A 4,708-nucleotide genomic window follows, 5' to 3' on the forward strand; every position below is an offset into this window, starting at 1 on the left:
ACGCTGTTGAGTTCTCAAGGAACGGACGCTTCCTTCGTACTCACCCCCGCGACATCCGCTGGGGCTTTCCTCCGGGCTTTCGTTCTGTTCTTGCGCTTCCGACTCTATCAGACTCTTTCGTGTCCGACTTCCTCGACGCTTTCCAGGTATTCGCTTTCGCGTTTTCCCTTTCCAGCGGTTCCGACTCTATCAGAAGTTCTCCACCGGATTTCCCCGGCTTCGGATTCTTGAAGAATCGAGTGCACCCCACATGGAATTGCGTTCCTCGGGGGGCTGGCTGCCGAACTTGTCCGGTTCGAGGCAACCGTTTGACTCTACAACTCGGCCTGGGGGGTGTCAAAACGGCCCGGAGCACCTGCTGCCGGGCCGCACCTAGAGGCCGGCGCGTGCCAGCAGTGCCTCGGACTGTTCCCTGGTCAGGGGCGGGCGGACCGCTGCTGGCGGAGGGCACGTATGGGTGCCGCGACGGAACGACAGCACCCACTCGGCGAGGGGGCTGTCAGGTTCCAGACCCGCCACGAGCCGCTCACGTAGCTCGGCCGGGGTGTCCGCGCGGGCCGCTATCGCGTTGCGGACGAACATGTCCGGATCTTCCGCCAGGAGGTCACGCAGACCAGTGGTCAGGTCCGGATGAGCCGCGACGGCTTCCCGTACGTCGGAATCCGGGTCGGCGGCCAACTCCGGAGTCGGAACCGCGTACGCGACAGCGGCGGCCCGGGTTTCCGGATCGGCCAGCAGCCCGGGCAGCAGGTCCGCAGGAGGGGGAAATGCCTGAGCACTGGCGCAGCGGATCTCCGGGTCGGTGTCCGTCAGCAGCATCCTGCGCACCGAGTCGGGAACATCCCGCCACCGCTCGATCACCCGTGACCGCACACTGCTCTCAGGGGCGGCGGCCAGGCGGGCCAGGAGCTCCGGCGGGAGTCGGTCGTTCATCGTGAGGAACGCCCGCACGGACGGGTCGGGGTCCTCGGCCAGGCGAGCCAGCATCCCGGGCGGCTCGTCCCCGATGCTCGCGGCGACCGCACACCTGACGACCGGGTCCGGGTCCTCCACGAAGCGGACCCGCACCCGGGCCGGCAGGGAGCCGTTGGCTGCGAGGGAGCGTGTGGACCCGAGCGTGATGATCTCCTCGATCACCTCGTCGGTCAGGTCCTTACGCAGCAGCGCCGCCGAGCGGCGGGCGCCCGGGTGCCGGAGCAAGCGGCGCAACACATCGGCCGGAAGGTCGTCTTGGGTTGCCGGAGAACTGAGTTCGGCATCCACATCCATGACACCGCAGGGTAGGCCTCCGTTCGGACGTCCGGGGGCGATCACGGCAACGGGAGCAGCTGGACCAGTTGGAAGGCCGTGTCGACGTTCGGCTGCACCAAGGCGGCCCGGACCTCGTACCTCCCGGGCGTCAGCTCCACCCGTGCGTGGTTGTCGGGCTCCACCTCGGAGCCGGGCCAGGCGGAGTCGAACAACACGACCGGCCCCGGCACGTGCCAGACCTGTCCGGCCTCCCAGGCCGCTTCCTTCAACGCCGCCTCGACACCGCCCAGCAGCTCCGCCTCCGACTCGGCCGCCACCCAGCGCACGAAGACCCCGTGCTCCGGGAGGAACGTCGTCGACGAGGGCTCATCCCCCAGCACCAACGCGTGGGACGACCCCACCGCGAGCAGTCCGGTCTCCCCGACCACCGCGCAGGCCCTGTCGTAGTCGGACTCCGGGCCTTCCCCGTCCGCCCCCTCCCACCGGGTCAGCACCTCGGCCGGCACCACCACCAGCGGCCCGCCGCCGGACTCCACCCAGTCGACGAGCCCTGGGTCCGCATATCTCGCCATGCCGCGAGGTTAGAGGCCGGCCCCGCGCTCCGGGGACCGGCACGACCTTTCCGCGGTTCCGACGCTGCCGAGGTCGCGCAGCCGGCGCCCATACAGTCCTCGTCGGCGCCCAGGCCGCGGACGAGGCCGTGCGCACGGTCACCTCGACCGCCTCTCCCCGGACCAACACCTCACCGGCTCCGGCCGCGGGTACGTCGGCCTCCTCGCCCACCGGCACATCCGGTCCCTGCCCTCAGCGCTCGTCGGCCGCCTAGGGGCGGGATCACGGCACGGCACGGCACGGCACATGAACGGAACCTCATGCACCACGCGGTGCCGGCCGCCACCGCCGGGTACGGGCCCGTTGCTCACGCCGAAGCAGCACATGATGGGTGCATGGACGAGGTGACCATCAGCGAAGAAGACCGCCGCCAACTCGGACTCTGGGCCGCCGATTGCGTCGAACGGGCCCTCCCCCTGTTCGAGGCGAAGGCCCCCTCCGACCCCCGCCCGCGCGAGGCGATCGAGGGCATCCGCGCCTTCGTACGCGAGGGGAAGCGGACCGCGCACCTGCGCGCCCTCGCCTGGGCCGCCCACGCGGCGGCACGCGAGGTCGACGACCCGGCGGCCACGGCCGCCGCCCGCGCCGCGTGCCACGCGGCAGCGACCCCGTACATCCACCCACTGGCCACCCCGCACCAGTCGAAGCACGTACTGGGGCCCGCCGTGTACGGGGCACTCGGTCACGAGCTGGCCGCGGGCCATGACACGGGCTCCGCCGACGACGAGCTCCGATGGGCGATCGAGCACGCCCCGCCGGAGGTCAGGGCACTGCTGCGCCGGATGCCGGCCCGCAAGCCTGGTCGCAGCCGGCTGGACACGCTCTACTACGAACTCGACACCGCCCTCCGCCACTGAGCGGCGGCCCGGTGGCGCTCCTCCTGGGGGGCACCGCGAGGGTAACTCCGGTTCTGACGGCCTGACATGGGCCCAGAAACTTTCGGCTCGCGCCTCGAGCGTCTCCCGAGACGAAAGTCGCGTCCACGATCATCCTCCGCGCCGATGAAGGCCTCCGCTCCCGGCCCCTAGCGTGATCGGCATGACCAGTGACACGGGGGACGGGACGGACGGCGTGGATGGCACTGCCGGGTCGACGTGGCGGCGGACCGCGCTGGGGGTGGTGGCGGGACTGCTCACCGCGGCGGCCGTGTGGGCGATCTTCTGGTGGCAAGGCTGGAACAGGCCCACCACCGCGGCCTGGCTGTCCAGCAAGGCCGCGGTGAAGGTGGGCCTCTTCGTCGCCGCCGGAGGCCTCGCCTCTGTGACCGTGTGGTGGCAGGCGCGGCGTGGGTCGGGGTCCACCCCGCCCGAGAAGACAGACTGAAACCGGCGGCCAGCCCCTGGCCGGCCCGGCCGATCGCGCCGCCGACCACGTAAGGGCAGTCGGCCTGCAGTGCCCCTGCCTCCGGTGGCCTCCCGAGCCTTTGTGATCACCCAGGCGCCGCCGATGCCTCCTTCGAACTCAATTCCCGCGCGGATGTACGGTGTTCGGCCTTCGTGCGGCATTCGACCATCTCGTCGAGGCGGGACGGGACGCGCTGATGGCCAGGGTCGCGCGCCCCTTGGTTCGACGCCTATGCCGGCCTCCTACGAAGGGGAGAGCCGCAGGCCGATTTCGAAGCCGGCGGAGGGACCTTTGCCGACCGGTTCGTAGGTCAGAGCGTGGACAGCAGTGTCTCCGCCGGGAGCGGCCGCTCCTCGGGACCACTAAGGGAGTACCTGCCCTGCTGGACCATGTGGAACGGCGAATCGTCCTGTGCTGGAACCTCCACCCATCCCCGCCGGTAGGCGGCCGGGTGGCCACAAGCGCGGCACTCCCTGCCTGTGTGACTGCGAAGAACGTAGTTCTCGCGCTTGAAGTTGCCGTTGCGGCAGCTTCTACCGTCGTGACCAGGGCCGGAGATACCGGCCCGGCGACACACGTGCAGGAGTCGTGATGGACTGGCCGATCTCCGAGGTGGCCCGGATGTCGAGTGTGACCGCTCGGACCTTGCGCCACTACGACGAGACGGGTCTGCTGCCACCCGCCCGGATCGGCGCCAACGGGCACCGGTACTACGGGGAGCGCGAGCTCCTGCTGTTGCAGCAGATCCTCGTTCTTCGGGCACTGGGTGTGGGGCTGCCGGAGATCGGTCGCATCCTGTCCGAACAGGTCGATGAGGTGGACGCCCTGCGAGTCCACCACCGGCGCCTGCTCGAGGAGCGGGATCGGCTCGACGCCCTGGCCGGCACCGTCTCTCGCACCATCGCCGAACTGGAGCAGTCCAGAAAGGACGGCAACCCCATGACCATCAACCGACCGGAAAACCTCTTCGAAGGCGTCCAGCCCTCCCACTACGCGGCGAACATGGATGGCTTCCCCGAACTCGCCGAGGAGCTCGGGCGGCGCGCTACCGGGATGACCCAGGCCGAAGCGGATGCCGGGCACCGTGAGCGCACAGCGCAGATGATCCGGCTGGCCGAACTCATGACCGCGGGCCACCCGGCCGACTCCGACCTGGTGCAGGTCGAGATCGACGCCCAGTACCGGGCGCTGACCGAGCTGCGGGGCGTATCCGCCGAGGAGTACGGGGCCATCGGACGCTCATGCGTCGACAACCCCACTTGGCGCACCGCCTACGAGGCCATCGCCCCGGGTCTGGCCGCGTACCAGCGCGACGCCATCGAGGCATACGCCACCACTCGCCTGAGCTGAGCCGCAGCGCGGCTGCCTTACGCCGGCTCAGTTCGGCCGCGCGTCCGACACCGTTTGGCCCGTGAACGCAGAAAAGCCCCGCACCATAAGGTGCGGGGCTTTCCCACAATGATTGTTCGGCGGCGTCCTACTCTCCCACAGGGTCCCCCCT

5 protein-coding genes are annotated in these 4,708 nt (G+C 70.0%); 3 read left to right on the plus strand and 2 right to left on the minus strand.

From position 1 onward, the window contains the following. Positions 1-372 precede the first annotated feature (372 nt). Complete coding sequence (locus ACGFYY_RS42195) at positions 373-1,269, minus strand: hypothetical protein (RefSeq protein WP_393717930.1); 897 nt, start codon at positions 1,267-1,269, stop codon at positions 373-375. A gap of 41 nt (positions 1,270-1,310) precedes the next feature. Next, on the minus strand, positions 1,311-1,823 hold the full coding sequence (locus tag ACGFYY_RS42200) for an immunity 21 family protein (RefSeq protein ID WP_393717932.1): 513 nt from the start codon (positions 1,821-1,823) through the stop codon (positions 1,311-1,313). Positions 1,824-2,198: 375 nt separating this feature from the next. Between ACGFYY_RS42200 and ACGFYY_RS42205 the strand changes: the two genes are divergently transcribed. The 3 genes from ACGFYY_RS42205 (at position 2,199) to ACGFYY_RS42215 (ending at position 4,557) form a co-directional block, all read left to right on the plus strand. Beyond that, positions 2,199-2,720: a putative immunity protein gene (locus tag ACGFYY_RS42205; protein WP_393717934.1), complete on the plus strand. Its 522-nt coding sequence runs from the start codon at positions 2,199-2,201 to the stop codon at positions 2,718-2,720. A gap of 181 nt (positions 2,721-2,901) precedes the next feature. Continuing rightward, positions 2,902-3,186, plus strand: coding sequence for a hypothetical protein (locus tag ACGFYY_RS42210; protein WP_393717936.1), 285 nt, complete (start codon positions 2,902-2,904; stop codon positions 3,184-3,186). 612 nt (positions 3,187-3,798) lie between these two features. After that, positions 3,799-4,557 carry a MerR family transcriptional regulator gene (locus tag ACGFYY_RS42215; RefSeq protein WP_393717938.1) on the plus strand — a complete coding sequence of 253 codons (759 nt, stop codon included), beginning with the start codon at positions 3,799-3,801 and terminating at the stop codon, positions 4,555-4,557. Positions 4,558-4,708: the final 151 nt, after the last annotated feature.

Origin of the sequence: Streptomyces sp. NPDC048331 (assembly GCF_043201215.1) — a bacterium.
Taxonomy (GTDB): domain Bacteria; phylum Actinomycetota; class Actinomycetes; order Streptomycetales; family Streptomycetaceae; genus Streptomyces.

What these genes read in the sequence shown, in the direction of transcription:
- ACGFYY_RS42200 (WP_393717932.1), bottom strand. Translation starts at nt 1,823, where the DNA reads ATGGCGAGATATGCGGACCCAGGGCTCGTCGACTGGGTGGAGTCCGGC.
- ACGFYY_RS42210 (WP_393717936.1), top strand. Translation starts at nt 2,902, where the DNA reads ATGACCAGTGACACGGGGGACGGGACGGACGGCGTGGATGGCACTGCC.
- ACGFYY_RS42215 (WP_393717938.1), top strand. Translation starts at nt 3,799, where the DNA reads ATGGACTGGCCGATCTCCGAGGTGGCCCGGATGTCGAGTGTGACCGCT.
- ACGFYY_RS42195 (WP_393717930.1), bottom strand. Translation starts at nt 1,269, where the DNA reads ATGGATGTGGATGCCGAACTCAGTTCTCCGGCAACCCAAGACGACCTT.
- ACGFYY_RS42205 (WP_393717934.1), top strand. Translation starts at nt 2,199, where the DNA reads ATGGACGAGGTGACCATCAGCGAAGAAGACCGCCGCCAACTCGGACTC.